General features: G+C 60.0%; 15 protein-coding genes and 1 tRNA gene. 8 read left to right on the top strand and 8 right to left on the bottom strand.

Annotated features, from left to right (window positions below):
* Positions 1 to 2: 2 nt before the first annotated feature.
* The gene (locus ACEWPJ_RS08450; protein ID WP_416512396.1) at positions 3 to 1,235 is read right to left on the bottom strand and encodes an MFS transporter; all 1,233 of its coding nucleotides are present in this window, start codon (positions 1,233 to 1,235) and stop codon (positions 3 to 5) included.
* A gap of 161 nt (positions 1,236 to 1,396) precedes the next feature.
* Between ACEWPJ_RS08450 and ACEWPJ_RS08445 the strand changes: the two genes are divergently transcribed.
* Together ACEWPJ_RS08445 and ACEWPJ_RS08440 are read left to right on the top strand one after the other, a co-directional pair.
* Positions 1,397 to 2,050 carry a DNA-3-methyladenine glycosylase family protein gene (locus tag ACEWPJ_RS08445; RefSeq protein ID WP_416512394.1) on the top strand — a complete coding sequence of 218 codons (654 nt, stop codon included), beginning with the start codon at positions 1,397 to 1,399 and terminating at the stop codon, positions 2,048 to 2,050.
* Positions 2,047 to 2,715: an alpha/beta hydrolase gene (locus ACEWPJ_RS08440; RefSeq protein ID WP_416512392.1), complete on the top strand. Its 669-nt coding sequence runs from the start codon at positions 2,047 to 2,049 to the stop codon at positions 2,713 to 2,715. Before ACEWPJ_RS08445 ends, ACEWPJ_RS08440 begins: the two co-directional genes overlap by 4 nt.
* Here ACEWPJ_RS08440 and ACEWPJ_RS08435 read toward each other — a convergent pair.
* Positions 2,712 to 3,128 (bottom strand): VOC family protein, encoded by a 417-nt coding sequence (locus ACEWPJ_RS08435; protein ID WP_416512391.1) that lies wholly within the window; start codon positions 3,126 to 3,128, stop codon positions 2,712 to 2,714. The two genes, ACEWPJ_RS08440 and ACEWPJ_RS08435, sit on opposite strands and share 4 nt — an antisense overlap.
* Before the next feature lie 186 nt (positions 3,129 to 3,314).
* On the opposite strand from ACEWPJ_RS08435, the gene ACEWPJ_RS08430 reads away from it, so the two are divergent.
* Positions 3,315 to 3,899: an HNH endonuclease gene (locus tag ACEWPJ_RS08430; protein WP_416512390.1), complete on the top strand. Its 585-nt coding sequence runs from the start codon at positions 3,315 to 3,317 to the stop codon at positions 3,897 to 3,899.
* 12 nt (positions 3,900 to 3,911) lie between these two features.
* On the opposite strand, the gene ACEWPJ_RS08425 is transcribed toward ACEWPJ_RS08430, so the two are convergent.
* Complete coding sequence (locus tag ACEWPJ_RS08425) at positions 3,912 to 4,865, bottom strand: radical SAM protein (RefSeq protein ID WP_416512388.1); 954 nt, start codon at positions 4,863 to 4,865, stop codon at positions 3,912 to 3,914.
* A gap of 163 nt (positions 4,866 to 5,028) precedes the next feature.
* On the opposite strand from ACEWPJ_RS08425, the gene zwf reads away from it, so the two are divergent.
* From zwf to pgi, 3 genes are read left to right on the top strand one after another with little or no spacing between them, the layout of a single operon-like run.
* Entirely contained in the window at positions 5,029 to 6,480 is a 1,452-nt protein-coding gene (zwf, locus tag ACEWPJ_RS08420) for a glucose-6-phosphate dehydrogenase (protein ID WP_416512387.1), read from the top strand.
* Positions 6,481 to 7,155 (top strand): 6-phosphogluconolactonase, encoded by a 675-nt coding sequence (gene pgl / locus ACEWPJ_RS08415; protein WP_416512386.1) that lies wholly within the window; start codon positions 6,481 to 6,483, stop codon positions 7,153 to 7,155.
* Positions 7,156 to 7,157: 2 nt separating this feature from the next.
* Positions 7,158 to 8,768, top strand: coding sequence for a glucose-6-phosphate isomerase (gene pgi / locus ACEWPJ_RS08410; RefSeq protein WP_416512384.1), 1,611 nt, complete (start codon positions 7,158 to 7,160; stop codon positions 8,766 to 8,768).
* Positions 8,769 to 8,771: 3 nt separating this feature from the next.
* Here the strand turns inward: pgi and ACEWPJ_RS08405 are convergent, their stop codons facing one another.
* Both ACEWPJ_RS08405 and ACEWPJ_RS08400 read right to left on the bottom strand, forming a co-directional pair.
* Positions 8,772 to 9,242: an acyl-CoA thioesterase gene (locus tag ACEWPJ_RS08405; RefSeq protein ID WP_416512382.1), complete on the bottom strand. Its 471-nt coding sequence runs from the start codon at positions 9,240 to 9,242 to the stop codon at positions 8,772 to 8,774.
* Positions 9,243 to 9,397: 155 nt separating this feature from the next.
* A tRNA-Gly gene (locus tag ACEWPJ_RS08400) sits at positions 9,398 to 9,471 on the bottom strand.
* Between the two features lie 362 nt (positions 9,472 to 9,833).
* Here ACEWPJ_RS08400 and ACEWPJ_RS08395 point away from each other — a divergent pair.
* The gene (locus tag ACEWPJ_RS08395; RefSeq protein ID WP_416512380.1) at positions 9,834 to 10,538 is read left to right on the top strand and encodes a DUF6998 domain-containing protein; all 705 of its coding nucleotides are present in this window, start codon (positions 9,834 to 9,836) and stop codon (positions 10,536 to 10,538) included.
* 62 nt (positions 10,539 to 10,600) lie between these two features.
* Here the strand turns inward: ACEWPJ_RS08395 and ACEWPJ_RS08390 are convergent, their stop codons facing one another.
* Entirely contained in the window at positions 10,601 to 12,652 is a 2,052-nt protein-coding gene (locus tag ACEWPJ_RS08390) for an ASKHA domain-containing protein (RefSeq protein WP_416512379.1), read from the bottom strand.
* A gap of 110 nt (positions 12,653 to 12,762) precedes the next feature.
* Positions 12,763 to 13,077: a hypothetical protein gene (locus ACEWPJ_RS08385; RefSeq protein WP_416512378.1), complete on the bottom strand. Its 315-nt coding sequence runs from the start codon at positions 13,075 to 13,077 to the stop codon at positions 12,763 to 12,765.
* A gap of 179 nt (positions 13,078 to 13,256) precedes the next feature.
* Here ACEWPJ_RS08385 and ACEWPJ_RS08380 point away from each other — a divergent pair, with 179 nt between their 5' ends.
* A complete protein-coding gene (locus tag ACEWPJ_RS08380; protein ID WP_416512377.1) occupies positions 13,257 to 13,817 on the top strand; it encodes a cytochrome P460 family protein in 561 nt (186 codons plus the stop codon).
* Between the two features lie 80 nt (positions 13,818 to 13,897).
* Here the strand turns inward: ACEWPJ_RS08380 and ACEWPJ_RS08375 are convergent, their stop codons facing one another.
* Entirely contained in the window at positions 13,898 to 14,509 is a 612-nt protein-coding gene (locus ACEWPJ_RS08375) for a DUF6778 family protein (RefSeq protein ID WP_416512375.1), read from the bottom strand.
* Positions 14,510 to 14,620: the final 111 nt, after the last annotated feature.

Raw genomic sequence — 14,620 nt, 5'->3', positions numbered from 1 at the left:
GCCTAAGCCTCCTCCGGGCGGCGCAGCATCAACCAGATCAACGCGCCGCCTGCCAGCATCAGGAACGGGGCCATCGCTAGGTTCACCGCATTCCACCCTTCCGCCGCAGTTCCGCCGGAACAATTCATCAATCCACCGGAGGCGAGCGAGGCAATCGTCACGCAGCCGAACACGATCATGTCGTTCATGCCTTGCACCCGTCCGCGTTCCTCCGGCGCGTGCGCCCCGGCAAGCATCGACGTTGCGCCGATAAAGCCGAAGTTCCAGCCGAACCCCAGCAGGATCAGCGCGATGAAGAAGTTTTCAACCTCCACCCCCGCAAGGGCTACGGCCCCCGCCGCAGCAAGGATAATCAAGCCTAGCGCCACAATCCGCTCTACCCCGAAACGGGCGATCAGGTGGCCGGTGAAGAAAGACGGCGCAAACATCGCGAGGACATGACCGGTCACGACATCGGCGGCCACGTCCTTTTCAAATCCGCATCCAACCACCGCGAGGGGCGTCGACGTCATGACGAGGTTCATCAGCGCGTAAGACACCATTCCGCAGATGATCGCGACAGCGATGCGAGGGGTGCGCAACAGTTCTAGCCGCGACCGTCCCTTAGGGGAGTCCATCGTAGGTGCAGGCGGTTTCGGGATGTCGAGCAGCAGGAACAGCGCCGATCCGATGATGTTCAGCACAATCACCGCGACGTAGCTGCCCAGAAACACGACTGGGAACACATCATCCGTGACCTTCACAAGCTGCGGGCCGATCACTGCGGCGGCGAGGCCACCGGCCATGACGTAGGAGATCGCCTTGGGCCGGAACGCGTCGGACGCCGTGTCAGCAGCCGCAAATCTGTAAAAACCCTGCGCGGACATATAGATACCGGTCACAAATGATCCGACAAGGAATAGCGTGAACGAGGATTGGTAAAGGCCAAGTGCAGCAATCGCAGCTCCGATCGCTCCAGCGAAGGAGCCGATAAAGAATCCGAGCGTCCGCCCATATTTCTGCATCAACGCCGAAAGCGGCTGCGCCGCGAGCATTGAGCCGAGCACGATCAGCGAGATCGGTAGTGTCGCGAAGCAGATATTTGATGCGAGCCCCTGTCCAGCCAGCCCGGCAATCGTGAACAGGATTGGCATTTGTGAGCCTAAAATCGCCTGCACAAACACCAAGACGGTCACGTTCCGTCGGGCGCGACGGTCGGTTTCTGCGGCGGTCGTGGGGGCGGCAAGGTCGGACATGAAACGCTCGTATCCGGTTTTGCTGGAAAGGGGAAGTGTGGCCGGTGGCATTCCCGCGCGGAAGCTATTGCTGACCGTGCCGGGGCGCGTATAGTTCGCCGGATGAACCGATTTGATGACCCTCTGTTAGTGGATGTGAAGGCCGGAGTTTCTCCGTCTTTATGCGTCCAAGGCGTGTGCTTTCGGTGATCGGGCGCGTGATCGAAGGGCCAGCTTGTGTTGCTGAAGGTGCGGCCGTGCTGGCAGGGCAAGAGCCCCGCTTTGCGGATGCGCTGGAACAGACGGGGCCGCTGCCGCTTCGCCTCAAAAAAGATGGGTTTGAGGCGTTGCTTGATGCAATCGTCAGCCAACAGATTTCGGTCTCTGCCGCTGCGGCGATCTGGGCGCGGTTGCGGGCGGCAAAGATGACCGGGCCGCGCAAGGTGTTGTGGGCGACGGATGAGGATTTACGCGCCTGTGGCCTGTCGCGGCCAAAGGTCCGCTATGCCCGCGCGCTGGCAGAGGCGCGGATTGACTACAAAGCCCTGCGAAACACCCCCACGGATGAGGTTATCGAAACACTCGTCGCGATTCCCGGTATCGGGCGCTGGACGGCAGAGATTTATGCGATGCTCGCGCTGGGGCGGGCGGATGTGTTTGCGCCGGGTGACCTTGCTTTACAGGAATCCGCGCGGATCTTGTTCAACCTCGACGCTCGACCAAGCGAACGCGCGTTCCGCGAAATGGCCGAAGCGTGGTCCCCCTGGCGATCGGTTGCGGCGCGGTTGCTATGGGCCTACTACAGGGTCGAAAAACAACGGGAAGGGATCAGATGACTCGCAAACTGGAAAGCGCCCGGCGGGCGGCGGCGTCCGGTACAACGAAAAGCGTTGTGGTGTTCCTGCATGGCTATGGCGCGGATGGAGCGGACCTGCTTGGGTTGGCTGATCCCTTATCGCAGCACATGCCGGATACGGTCTTCCTGGCCCCCAACGCGCCAGAGCGGAGTGCCGCGAACCCGATGGGGTATCAGTGGTTTCCGATCCCTTGGCTTGACGGATCGTCCGAGGAAGCAGCCGCCGAAGGGATGGCCGCAGCGGTCGACGATTTGAACGCATATCTTGACGCCGTGCTGGAAGAAGAGGGCGTAAGCACCGAAAAAATGGTGCTTTTCGGGTTCTCTCAAGGCACGATGATGAGCCTTCACGTCGCGCCGCGCCGGGCGGAGCAGGTCGCCGGGGTTGTCGGCTTTTCTGGTCGTTTGATCGAACCGCAACTGCTGGCAGCGGAGGCTGTTTCCAAGCCTCCGGTCCTGCTAGTGCATGGCGATCAGGATGATGTGGTCCCACCGCAAAGCCTGAACGAAGCAGGCAACGCCCTACTGGAAGCTGGTTTTGAGGTTTACAGCCACGTCATGCAGGGCACCGGGCACGGAATCGCGCCGGATGGGTTGGGTGTGGCGCTGTCATTCATGCATCAGAAGCTTGGGATTGAGGGCTAATCCGCCCATAGCACCGGATTTGCTATTTCGACGGAATTGCCCGCGGGGTCGCGGAAATAGAGTGATCGCGCGCCGTTTGGCCACGCGAATTCCGATTCGATTTCAATACCTTCCGCGACTAACTTCGCGCGCCAAGCGTCGATCTCCGCCGTCGACACAGAGAAGCATAAATGCCCCGGCCCCCGCGCACCATGCGGCGGCACCGGAAGGTTTGGATTATCGGTCGGCTTCTCAGTCTCATACGGATTGAAGATCAGCAGGATCACGGGTCCGACGCGAAAGAACACGTGACGGTCGCGGACGCGGATAATCTTTTCAAGCCCCAGCTTGTTCTCATAGAATTCTTCGGCTGCGTCCAGATCGTCGGCGTAGAGTGTCGCTTCGAGGATGGAACGGAGCGGCGGTGGCGGCATGGAATCTCCGGTCGGGTCGGCGTCATGGTTGTGTTGCAGTCACAGGATAACACAGGTTCAGCAGCGTCGCACATCATGGGGCTTGCCAGAATGCGAACGCCATATATAGTTATCCACAAGCTGGGGCGGGACGTCCCGCCCTCGCAAGGTCAAAAGACCTCACAGGGCGAGGACGGAGTCAGTTAGATGGACGGCGATTTCAGGACACATTTCACCCATGAGCCGACGCGGTTGAGGCACAACCCCGCGCTGGTTCTGAACGCCGATTACCGGCCCTTGTCTTACTATCCCCTGTCGCTGTGGCCCTGGCAGGACGCGGTCAAGGCTGCCTTTCTTGAACGTGTTGATATTGTTGCGGAATACGAACAAGTGGTGCGCAGCCCGTCGGTTGAAATTCGCATCCCGTCGGTTGTTGTCCTTAAGGAATACGTAAAACCGCAGAAGCGCATCGCGTTCACCCGGTTCAACCTGTTTCTGCGGGATGAATTCCGCTGCCAGTACTGTGGGGCGAAGGGGGATCTGACCTTTGACCATGTCGTGCCGCGCGCGGCGGGTGGGATCACCAGTTGGGAGAACGTCGTGGCCGCCTGTGCGCCGTGCAATCTTCGCAAGGGGTCGAAGTCATTGCGGCAGGCGAACATGTCCTTGCGCAAGCCGCCACGCGCCCCGGCGGTGCAGGAATTGCAGAATATGGGGCGGAAGTTTCCGCCTAACTTCCTGCACGAAAGCTGGATGGATTTCCTTTACTGGGATGCTGAACTGGATGCGTAACGCGCCGCTTGCCTAAGCCGAACAACTCGCCCCACCCAGAACGCAGAACTTCGCGCAATGCGGGTGGTTGAGGGCGACGTCACGTTCGGCCTCTTCCAAGGTTTCTCCCAACTCAAATTCCGGCGAATAGGGCAGAAGAGTGCAGGCGAGGACCGCAGGTTTCGCAGCGCCTTTGCGCTTCACCACCATCCGGGATGACGAACACATTACATCGGCCGGGGATTTGTTCAGGATACCCCAGCAAGCGGTGGTTATTTCCGGCACTTCGACGGAGGCGTCCATTTCGGGAAACAACACGGTCATGCCCGGATTTTCGGCATCGATATCAAAGCCGTGTTGGGCGAAGAACTCGGCGTAACCTGCGCGTTCTTCTGGCTCGGTCTCGCCCCACAGCATCCGCCCGGCAACGGCCATCCGCGCACCGATGGAGCGGAGCCATTCCATCCCCTCGACCGTTTTTGCATAGCTACCCGCGCCGCGCATTTCATCGTGGTGCTGTTCGGACCAGTGGTCGAGCGAGACGCGGAAGGTGATGCGGTCGCCAAATTCCTTCACCAGTCGCGCGATACCCTCGCGCACGGTCTTGCGCATCATCGGGCGCATCGCGTTGGTGAGGATCAGAACCTCATACCCGCGTTCAAGGCAGCGGCGGGTCATCTTGTTCATTTCCGGGTTCATGTAAGGCTCCCCACCGGTGAAGCCGATTTCTCGGACTCCCCAAGCGCGGGTGTCAAGTTGGTCTAGGTAGTCGCTCACCTCATCCGCGGTTATGTAAACCAGCGCGTCATTGGTGGGGGAGCTGAGGATATAGCAGTTCACGCATTCGATATTGCACAGCGTTCCGGTGTTGAACCAAAGCGTCTGGGGCTCGGTCAGTGCGACCGTCGCACGGTCAGATCCGTCAGCCGTAACTGCGGGGTCGACAAATTTGCCCTGATTGGCACTGCCTTCGATCTGATCCTTCATAACCTGCCTTCTATTCGCCTTCACCTTCTGTGCTAACTGGCAGGGTTCGGCAATAAAACCCCCAGATGGGGGTTTGACGCCATTGTGATGGAAATTCTGCGTGCTAGACTCTGGCTGGCGGAGCGGGTAAGACGCATCCGTTAGCGCTAACAACAGGTGAAGCATGGTCTCTCGCGTTATTCCCGTCGACGATTTCGATCTTGTGATTTTTGGCGGAACAGGGGATTTGGCCCGCCGCAAAATTATTCCTGGGCTGTATCGTCGCTTTCTAGCCGGACAGATGCCGGAAAAAGCGCGGATCATCGGTGCCGCGCGGGGCGAGATGGACGATGCGGGCTACCGCAAGCTTATCACCGACGCGCTGAATGAATTCGTGCCAGCAAGCAAGCGGGACGCGACGACGATCGAGGATTTCGTGGCGCAGGCGCATTACACGCCGATCGACGCAATGGGCGATGCCGGTTGGAAAGACCTGGCCGCGCTGATGCGGCCTGATGTGATCCGGGCGTTTTATTTCTCGGTCGGGCCCCGGCTGTTTGGGCCGTTGGCAGAACGGTTGCACGACCACAAGATTGCCGATGACGACAGCCGGATCGTGGTCGAAAAACCCTTCGGGCGCGATCTGGAAAGTGCCAGGGCGCTCAACAAGGTTTTGGCGAGTTCCTTTGACGAGCATCAGATTTATCGGATTGACCATTACCTCGGCAAGGAAACCGTACAGAACTTGATGGCGGTTCGCTTTGGCAACATTCTTTTCGAACCGCTGTGGAACGCGCAATACGTCGATCACATACAGATCACGGTGGCCGAAACTGTCGGTGTCGGTGGGCGCGGCGGTTACTACGATAAGTCCGGCGCGATGCGGGATATGATCCAGAACCACCTGATGCAGCTTCTCTGCCTCATCGCGATGGAACCGCCCAGCCATTTCGACCCCGATGCGGTTCGCGATGAAAAACTGAAGGTGATCCGCGCGCTTGACCCTGTTGAGCGGGACGAGATCGTGCGTGGCCAGTATCGCGCGGATGACGGATCGCCGTCCTATATCGAAGACTCCGAAAATCCGAAAAGCACGACCGAAAGCTTCATCGCAATGCGGGTGCATGTGTCGAACTGGCGCTGGAAGGGCACGCCGATCTACCTGCGGACCGGTAAGAAGCTCCGCGCACGTGCGTCTGAAATCGCGGTGGTGTTCAAGGATCCGCCGCATTCGATTTTCGGCCCGCAAGAGGGGCGGCGCGGCAACGTGTTGGTGATCCGCCTGCAACCGGATGAGGGTATGAACCTGCGCGTCACGATCAAGGAACCCGGCCCGGGCGGAATGCGTTTGATCGAAGTGCCGCTGGATATGTCATTCGCAGAGGCGCTGGGTGAAGAAGGGGCCGACATCCCGGACGCATATGAACGGTTGATCATGGACGTGATCCGGGGCAACCAAACCCTATTCATGCGCGGTGATGAGGTTGAGGCTGCATGGGCCTGGACCGATCCGATCATCGCCGCATGGGAAGAACGCGGCGACAAGCCGAAACCATACGATGCGGGTAGCTCTGGCCCTGAAGACGCGCTGATGCTGCTTCACAAGGACGGGCGCCGCTGGCGGGAGATCAAGTAAATGAACCTCATCGAATATCCAGACGCCGATATGATGATGATCGATCTGGCAAACACCCTTGCCGGAGAGTTGAATTCAGCGCTGCGAAGCAATGACCGGGTTAGTTTCGCGGTGCCCGGAGGAACGACTCCGGGGCCGCTATTCGATGATCTGTGCGCAGCCGACTTGCCGTGGGATCGGGTCGATGTGCTTTTGACCGACGAACGCTGGGTGCCTGAAAGCTCGGAGCGATCAAACACCCGCCTGCTGCGCGAACGGCTTTTGACCGGGCGGGCCGCGGCGGCGACCCTGATCCCGCTTTATGCAGACACCGAAACGCCAGAAGAAGCGATGCCGACCCTGCGCCAGAAAATCGGGCCGATCCTGCCGCTGAATCTGTTGTTGCTCGGGATGGGCACGGATATGCACACGGCGTCACTGTTTCCCGGCGCGGATCGGCTGGAGGAGGCATTTGACACACACGCCCCGGTGCTTCTGCCGATGCGAGCCGACGGCGCGGATGAGCCGCGCGTGACCCTGACCGCGCCGGTGTTGAAAGGCGCGATCACCACGCATGTTCTGATCACCGGCGCTGAAAAACGCGAGGTGCTGGAACGCGCCCGCAATATCCACGACCCGATGGAGGCGCCGATCAGCGCGATCCTCGGCGACGCAACCGTGCATTGGGCGGAGTGAATATGGGCTGGAGCGACCTGAAAGACCTTGCCGGCGCGGTCGGGGATCGGCGCATTGAGGATCTGTTCGACGCGGACCGGGCAGGGGCGTTCTCCGTCCGTGCCGATGGAATGCTGTTTGACTATTCCAAGACGAATATCGACGCGGAGAGTCTGAAGGCGCTGATTGCGCTGGCTGAGATTGCAGATGTCGCCGCCAAACGCGACGCGATGTCTACGGGCGCAAAGATCAACGAAACCGAAGGCCGTGCCGTGCTGCATACCGCCCTGCGCAACCTTGATGGCGGTTCGGTTAAGGTTGGCGGCGACGATGTCATGCCGGAGGTGCGCGCAACGCTCGACCGGATGGCGGAATTTGCCGAGGGCGTGCGCTCCGGTGTCATCAAGGGGCAGGGCGGGCCATTCACCGATGTAGTGAATATCGGGATTGGCGGGTCCGACCTTGGCCCGGCGATGGCGACGCTCGCGCTCGCGCCTTATCACGACGGGCCGCGCTGCCATTTCGTATCAAACGTCGATGGCGCGCATATCCATGACACGTTGCGGGGGCTGAACCCTACGACGACGCTGGTGATCGTGGCATCGAAGACATTTACCACCATCGAAACCATGACCAACGCGGAAACCGCGCGGGACTGGATGGCGAAAGACGTGACCGACCCAGGCGCGCAATTCGCCGCCGTTTCGACGGCAGAGGACAAGACTGCCGCGTTCGGCATCGACAGCACCCGCGTCTTCGGGTTCGAGGATTGGGTCGGCGGGCGTTATTCGATGTGGGGGCCGATTGGCCTGTCGCTGATGCTCGCCGTAGGGGCCGATGATTTCCGGGCGTTTCTGCGGGGCGGGCAGGCGATGGACACGCATTTCCGCGATGCGCCTCTAGCCGGCAACATGCCTGTCATCCTGGCGCTGGTCGGGATCTGGCACAATCAGGTGCTTGGCTACGCGACCCGCGCGGTGTTGCCCTATGACCAGCGGCTGTCCCGGTTGCCCGCCTATCTGCAACAGCTTGAGATGGAGTCAAACGGCAAGCGCGTGGCGATGGATGGTGGCGCGCTCGCGCAGCATTCCGGCCCCGTCGTTTGGGGAGAGCCCGGCACCAACGGGCAGCATGCGTTTTATCAGTTGATCCATCAGGGCACACGGATCATCCCGTGCGAATTCCTCGTTGCCGCGGAGGGGCATGAGCCTGAGTTGCAACACCAGCATCGCTTGTTGATGTCAAACTGCCTCGCCCAATCCGAAGCGCTGATGCGGGGCCGTGATCTTGACACGGCTCGCGCACGAATGGCGGAGAAGGAGCTGGAGGGCGCAGAGCTTGAACGACAGTCGCGGCATCGGGTGTTCCCCGGCAATCGACCTTCGACCACGCTGATTTACCCGAAGTTGACGCCGCATGTGCTCGGCCAGATCATCGCGCTTTATGAGCATCGCGTGTTCGTCGAAGGGGTGATCCTTGGCATCAATTCCTTCGACCAATGGGGCGTCGAGCTTGGCAAGGAACTTGCCGTCGCGCTTGAACCGATCGTGTCGGGAAAGGAGAGTGCTGGGGGCAAGGATGGGTCAACCCGGATGCTGGTCGATTTCATCCACGAAAACGGGCCGGTTGGCTAAGACCTATTCTTGCGTTGCCCCGTCTCGATCCTTGAAGGTTTGCTTTTGCGCATCCGTCAGCGGAACCCGGTCAGCGCCGTCCTGCGTCATCAAAACAATCACCGCGTCACCCGTCGCGCACAGCCCATCGGACCAGCAGGCGTATTCCATCGTGAAGCTCGTATTGCGAAACCGCGTCGTGCGCCCGGTGATGATGTAGTCCTGCCCAAGCCCCATCTCGCGGTGAAACCGCGCCGAAACGGACCGGAGCACCAGCCGCGGCGCGGTCGGTCCGTAATCCGATACACCATAGGCGTTGAGGTAAGGCAGGCGAAAACTCTCGAACCAGCGCAGGTAGACCGCGTTGTTCACATGGTTCAGCGCGTCGAGTTCATAGAACTGCACTCGATTGGCGAGGCCGAAGGTCCAGTCATCCGGCACGCCGTGGGCGGCGAGGATATCGGCGGGCAGGGGCGTGTGATAGGGCAGCGTCATGGGATCGGTTTAGGCAATGGTGCGCGCGGCTGCAATGGCGTGCTGCGTCGGCCGGATGCGTCCGTTGTGCGCAGAGGAGCCTCCCCCTCTCGGTGGGAAACCCACCTGACGGGCAATGGGCGGGAGTATTTGGAGCAAGATGAAGCCGGGGGAGGTGGAGCGGGTGAAGGGAATCGAACCCTCGTCGTCAGCTTGGGAAGCTGCTGCTCTACCATTGAGCTACACCCGCGTGAGCGTTGAGGTAGGCGAAGCCGCGTGGCGCGTCAAGATTGAAACGTGAAACGGGCCGCCCACGGGAGAGGGCGGCCCGCCTTACTCAGTCACTCGTTACGCATCTGGTGCGTGTCAGTGTGTCAGAAGGACAAGGATCGCGGCGGCGATAAGGATGGCCTCGGTCGATGTTGGCATGAGTTCCCCCTGACACTGGGCGGGTTGTCCGCCGTTGTGAGAGGAGACACGGGAGAGGAGCGGGGAAAGTTTCAGGGGGGGGGTGGTTTTATATAATTGATTTTGTGAGGGACACTGGCGCTTGGCATCTTGTTATTCGTTTGGCATTACAGCTTAAGAACCCGCTAAATTGATGAGACTGATATGTCGCAAAACCTCTCCCAAACTCAGATAATTCGTTCGCTAGGACAGGCTCTCGAGTGGTTCGAAAAAGAAGTCGGATGGGGTGTCTCTCCGGGCGAGCTCAATCACCTGACCGGAAGGATCGGCGAGCTATACGCCGCAATGGTTACCCGTGGGCAGATGGCTCTTGCAACCAATCAACGGGGTTACGATGTTGTCTCGCTGGAAGGCGAGCGTATTTCGGTCAAGACCGTAACTAGCTCAAATCATGTCAGTTTTCGTGCCAGCACTTTCGATTTAGTCGACCGAATAATGATCCTCCGTCTGGTGGTGGAGGACGACGAAGTTTCGATTGAAGAGTTTTTGGACTGCTCGGCTAAGGATATCCGCGAGCGCGGTGTCAACAGCGGCGGAAACTATAACGTCTATATCAATGGACCGGACTCGGAAGGTGGAGCCGAATCGAATAATCCCGGTCGTCGCCGTCTTTCTATTGAAGAGCTGCAGAAACTCGAAGAAACCGGAAGTGCCAATTACGGCGAATATCGGATTGTGCAGTATGAGAATGGAACAATTATGATTGAGACCGATGGACGTGTTGAGGACGTGGCTAAGCCTATCCTTCGGGAGATAGCGAAAGATGTTGGTGTCGACATTCTCAACAACGCTGGAAACATGAAGAACACGCGCTCTTTAGGTGCAGATATTATTAAAGCCATGCAATAGTCTGCTGATTGTTTTAGTGGGCGGTGCGGTCGGGCAAGACACCCAACCAACCAGCCCCAATCTCACCCCCGCCGCCGCCGTCTCCTCCGACCGCCTTCTTCTCCGTCCCCGCCATCTCCGGCGTTGAAGTTCACGTCGGGCAGGGTGACGACTGTGCCGAGGATGGGGAACGGCTCGACCGAATTCGGGATGTTGCTGGCGTTGACGAAGTGTTCCTGAAAGCGCGGCTCTATCGCGGTTTCGATCTTGTGGATTTTGCGGACGGTCTCTTCGATCTGGGTGCGGGATTCCGTGTTCAGCAGGGCGATGCGCGCGCCGGTGCCGGCGGCATTGCCGGCGCTTGTGACTTTTTCAAGCGGGCAGTCGGGGATCATACCAAGCACCATCGCGTGTTTCGGGCTGATATGCGCGCCGAAGGCTCCCGCAAGAACGATGCGTTCAACGGTGTCCACGCCGAACTTGTCCATAAGCAGGCGCGCACCGGAGTAGAGCGCGGCCTTCGCCATCTGGATTTCGCGGATGTCGCGGTTGGTGACGGTGATTTTCGGGCCGCCATCCTCGCTGCCATCCCAGACGAGATAGGAATAGGTGCGGCCGTCGAGGAAGCAGCGGTCTGATCCGGTCTGTTCCGGGCTGCCGATCAGGCCGGGGCCGTCGACGATGCCCGCGATGCGCATTTCGGCGACCATTTCGATGATGCCGGAGCCGCAGATGCCGGTGATCCCGGTCGTGGCGATTTCATTGGCGAAGGCTGGATCGTCTGACCAGAGGTCAGAGCCGATGACCTTGAAGCGGGGCGCTTTGGTGACCGGGTCAATCTCAACCCTCTCAATCGCCCCCGGCGCGGCGCGTTGGCCGGAGCTGATTTGCGCACCCTCAAAGGCTGGGCCAGTGGGGGAGGAGCAGGCAAGCACCTTTTCGGTATTCCCCAATAGGATTTCCGCGTTGGTGCCAACATCGACGACGAGCACGAGGTCTTCGGATTCATCAGGCGCTTCGGACAGGGCAACGGCGGCGGCGTCCGCACCCACATGGCCCGCGATGCAGGGCAGGATGTAGGCGCGGGCGGCTGGGTGGATTGTCAAATCAAGCTCCGCCGCGCGCAGGTGTAGCGCGTCCGAGGTGGTGAGCGCGAATGGTGCTTGGCCCAGTTCAAACGGGTCGATGCCTAGGAAAAGGTGGTGCATGACCGGATTGCAGACAAACACCGCGTCGACGATCATCGCCTTGTCGATCCCGGCCTCCTCCGCGATCTGGTCGAACAGCGCGTTCATCCCTTCGCGCACGGCGGCGGTCATTTCGGCAGCGCCGCCGGGGTTCATCATGGAATAGCTGACGCGGCTCATCAGGTCTTCGCCAAAACGGATCTGCGGGTTCATGATGCCGGAGGACGCGATGACTTCGCCCGTGTCGAGAGAGCAGAGATGCGCCGCGATGGTGGTGGAGCCGAGATCGACGGCGAGGCCGTATAGCGGCCCTTCAAAAAAGCCGGGCCAGACGTGCATGATGCGGGGCGGCGTGACCGCGTCGCCGAGGTGGACGGCGACGGTGACTTTCCATTCGCCCTTGCGCAGGATCGGCTGCATTGTCTGCAGCACGTGGAGGTCTGCACGGACACCTTCGATCTGCCATTGTTTTTCAAGGGCATTGACCAAGCGTTCAAGATCGCCAGAGGGGTCGTGCATGTCCGGCTCGGCCACCTCGACGTAATAAAGCCGGGTGGAGGCGTTCATGACGATATCCCGCGCCTCTGCCCGTTTGCGGACGACCTGTTTGTGCACCTGGCTTTCGGCGGGCACATCGATCACCACGTCGCTTTGCACGGCGGCCTGACAGCCGAGGCGGCGACCTTTCTTCAGGCCGCGCTTGTCTTCGTAGCGCTGCTCAACCGCGTTCCATTCGGTGAGGGCGTCGTCGGCGACTGTGACACCATGTTTCGAAAACTCGCCATAAGACGGAGTGATCTGGCATTTCGAACAGATTCCGCGCCCGCCGCATACGCTGTCCAGATCAACGCCAAGCTGACGCGCGGCGGTCAGGATGGGTGTGCCAACAGGAAACCGCCCACGTTTGCCGGACGGGGTGAAGACCACGAGGGGATCGGAATCAGCCATGCGCGCACCTTTCCTTCTGCTGCCCCGTTTCTATAGGCCAGCACGGCGGTTGCAATGGCGGAAGGCGTCGCTTAGCGGTCGATCTCCGGCAGATTGGGGCAGGGGGCGGATCAGTTGGTATTTGAGGCCCAAGCGCAACGGTCGAATTCGGCGTAGGCGAACAGCGTGTCGGCCTCGCCCGGCGCAACAAGACGGGAGCATCCTTCGAGCACGTCTGCGGATTCAAAAACACTGACCACGCCGCCGTCTTCACCGTCCGCGCACAGGATTTCGCCGGGGGCAAGCGGGGCGGTGATCCGGTCGGCGCCGGTTGCCTCGGCGGCGAAGAGATAATCGTGTTCCGACCCGTTGGTCACGCAAACACCCTCAGCGAACGCCGAGGCGGGCAGGACGAGCGTCGCGATGAAGGCAAGGCAGGTGCGCAAGAAGGATTCCTCCGGGATTGGGTGATTCAGAGTGTCACGCGGTCTGCGCTGTCTGTCCAATCATCTTGGATGCCATCGTGTCACCTCATGGTGATTGAGAGTTGAAACGGCGTGCGCGGAAATTCGACTACTCTGGCCGCATGTAGCCACAGACACAGCAACGAAAAGGGAGATGGACAATGAAAAGATTGTATATTGCAGGTGCTGTTGCGTTGGCACTTACGACCGCAAGCCCGGCCGCCGCGCAGGATGCGCCGTTTGGCACCGAGGCCGACGCCGAATACGCCGCACTTCTTTGGCAGGTCATGACGGAAAACAAATTGGTCGGTGAAGGCGCGATCCAATCGTTCCCTTACGAGGGGGTGGAGCCGCACGGCATGATGCTTGAAACCTTCTATTCAAGCGCGACCGTTGACGGGCATACCGGGACGCTGATCGTTAAGCGCAATTACGGCCCCGAAGGCGTCAGCATTGACGAGGTGTTGGCCGATCCCGCCACGCATTTGGGCGCACTTACCGTGATGTTCCAACGCGAGGAAGGATTTGACGCGGACAATCAGGATTGGTTCTGGGTGAAATATCTGCCTGACGGAACGCTCGACAAAAACCCTGCCGGGATGCAATTGGCCGGACGTGTCGCCAAGGGCGCCGACGCGGGCTGTATCGCTTGCCATTCCGGTGCTGGCGGTGAGGATTACATCTTTACCACCGACGGGATCGGCATGGCGATGATGGAGTAATCAACCGCCACCGCATGAAAAAAGGAGAGCCCGCGAGGGCTCTCCTTCAAGGCTAAGGGGGAGGGAGCGAGCAGGGACCCTCAACGACCCCGCCGTAGGAAAGATCCGCGGACATCCGGGCCTGCGCCCAGCCATCCTGCAATCACTTTCGTAACATGTTTGACGATGCGCACACGTTGGGTGTTGCCCTCGGCCTCAGCCTCAATCGCTTGCTGACCGGAATAGGCGACCAGGTCGGCTTGGATCGGCGAGGGCGGGGTCAGCGGTGCGCCGGTGCGGGCATCAAGGACCTGCGCGGTGAAGGCGATATTGTGGACGCCGGCGTTTTCGACACCGTAGCGGGTTTTTTGCGTCAGCGCGTGGAACTCAGCCACTTCGATAACCAGGTTCACCGGCTTGCTGCCGCGCAATCCAGATGCGCCAGCGGTCGCGGCTTCGGTGATAATGGCGTCGACCTGCGCATAGCGGTCGCCAGCTGGTTCACCGCGCCAGACGATGTCGGCTTCGGGTGCATAACTGTTCGCCTCAGTCACCGTCAGGGTGTTTGGCACGGTCACACTTACGGATGCCACGCGCCAGTTTCGGGATGTATCGGAGGAAAGCGGGGCGTAGTTCGTTTCGAAAGAACCCCCGCTACAAGCGGCGAGCGTGCAGACGCCAACACCTAGCAAAATCTTACCAAAAACACTCATGCGGAACCTCGCGCTGATACTTTTTTTCATTGCCGTGAAGCTAGTGGAACGAACTAAAATTGTATCCCAATAAATTTTGTCGGGCTACCGTTCCGTAGAGAGTGTTGCAAA

Origin of the sequence: Aliiroseovarius sp. YM-037, from assembly GCF_048060095.1 — a bacterium.
Taxonomy (GTDB): domain Bacteria; phylum Pseudomonadota; class Alphaproteobacteria; order Rhodobacterales; family Rhodobacteraceae; genus JBLUOA01.
This window is presented reverse-complemented; position numbering and strand designations above follow the sequence as displayed.

What these genes read in the sequence shown, in the direction of transcription:
- pgi (WP_416512384.1), top strand. Translation starts at nt 7,158, where the DNA reads ATGGGCTGGAGCGACCTGAAAGACCTTGCCGGCGCGGTCGGGGATCGG.
- ACEWPJ_RS08390 (WP_416512379.1), bottom strand. Translation starts at nt 12,652, where the DNA reads ATGGCTGATTCCGATCCCCTCGTGGTCTTCACCCCGTCCGGCAAACGT.
- ACEWPJ_RS08425 (WP_416512388.1), bottom strand. Translation starts at nt 4,865, where the DNA reads ATGAAGGATCAGATCGAAGGCAGTGCCAATCAGGGCAAATTTGTCGAC.
- ACEWPJ_RS08380 (WP_416512377.1), top strand. Translation starts at nt 13,257, where the DNA reads ATGAAAAGATTGTATATTGCAGGTGCTGTTGCGTTGGCACTTACGACC.
- ACEWPJ_RS08450 (WP_416512396.1), bottom strand. Translation starts at nt 1,235, where the DNA reads ATGTCCGACCTTGCCGCCCCCACGACCGCCGCAGAAACCGACCGTCGC.
- ACEWPJ_RS08430 (WP_416512390.1), top strand. Translation starts at nt 3,315, where the DNA reads ATGGACGGCGATTTCAGGACACATTTCACCCATGAGCCGACGCGGTTG.
- ACEWPJ_RS08445 (WP_416512394.1), top strand. Translation starts at nt 1,397, where the DNA reads ATGCGTCCAAGGCGTGTGCTTTCGGTGATCGGGCGCGTGATCGAAGGG.
- zwf (WP_416512387.1), top strand. Translation starts at nt 5,029, where the DNA reads ATGGTCTCTCGCGTTATTCCCGTCGACGATTTCGATCTTGTGATTTTT.
- ACEWPJ_RS08375 (WP_416512375.1), bottom strand. Translation starts at nt 14,509, where the DNA reads ATGAGTGTTTTTGGTAAGATTTTGCTAGGTGTTGGCGTCTGCACGCTC.
- ACEWPJ_RS08395 (WP_416512380.1), top strand. Translation starts at nt 9,834, where the DNA reads ATGTCGCAAAACCTCTCCCAAACTCAGATAATTCGTTCGCTAGGACAG.
- ACEWPJ_RS08435 (WP_416512391.1), bottom strand. Translation starts at nt 3,128, where the DNA reads ATGCCGCCACCGCCGCTCCGTTCCATCCTCGAAGCGACACTCTACGCC.
- pgl (WP_416512386.1), top strand. Translation starts at nt 6,481, where the DNA reads ATGAACCTCATCGAATATCCAGACGCCGATATGATGATGATCGATCTG.
- ACEWPJ_RS08440 (WP_416512392.1), top strand. Translation starts at nt 2,047, where the DNA reads ATGACTCGCAAACTGGAAAGCGCCCGGCGGGCGGCGGCGTCCGGTACA.
- ACEWPJ_RS08405 (WP_416512382.1), bottom strand. Translation starts at nt 9,242, where the DNA reads ATGACGCTGCCCTATCACACGCCCCTGCCCGCCGATATCCTCGCCGCC.